The sequence below is a fragment of the Mesorhizobium sp. M7A.F.Ca.CA.004.06.1.1 genome (assembly GCF_003999135.1).
Lineage (GTDB): Bacteria > Pseudomonadota > Alphaproteobacteria > Rhizobiales > Rhizobiaceae > Mesorhizobium.
The window spans coordinates 1-540 of record NZ_RZPQ01001396.1 but is presented as its reverse complement, the minus strand read 5'-3'; the positions used below and the strand labels follow the sequence as shown (position 1 = coordinate 540).

The window sequence follows — 540 nt, the reverse complement described above, 5'->3', positions numbered from 1 at the left end:
GTATTCGAAGTGTCGAAATTGGGCGGATTTGCCGGCCTGGGCATTTTGATGGTGAACACCGCGCCCGAACCGTCGGTCCGGTTTGCCGCCATGATGGTGCCACCCATCGCTTCGACGAAGCCGCGGCAGATCGACAGGCCGAGCCCCGTACCGGCGCGGATCTGGTCGCCCTTGCGCACTCGATAGAACGTGTCGAAAATCCGTTCCAGATCGCCGGGAGGAATGCCTGGCCCTTCATCCATGATTTGCAGCAGGACGGAGCCATTGTCGGTCCAACCCTGCATGCGAATCGTCGAGCTTGCCGGGGCATATTTCGCCGCATTGTCGAGAAGATTGAACAACGCTTGCTCGAACAGCACCGGGTCGACCTTCAACATCGGCAAATCCCTGGGGATGTCGGTCTCGATCTTGTGCTCGCCAATGATTTTCCTGGCCCTTTGCAAGGCGGAGCCGACGATGTCGCCGACATAGTGAAAGGCGTAGTTCGGCTCCATCGCGCCGGACTCGATCTTGGTCATGTCGAGCAGATTGGCGATGAAG

1 protein-coding gene is annotated in these 540 nt (G+C 58.9%); it reads right to left on the bottom strand.

All coding sequences use genetic code 11. The annotated features are described in order from the left end of the window. On the bottom strand, positions 1–540 hold a 540-nt coding region (locus tag EN906_RS36560; protein WP_245484420.1), incomplete at both ends, for an ATP-binding protein.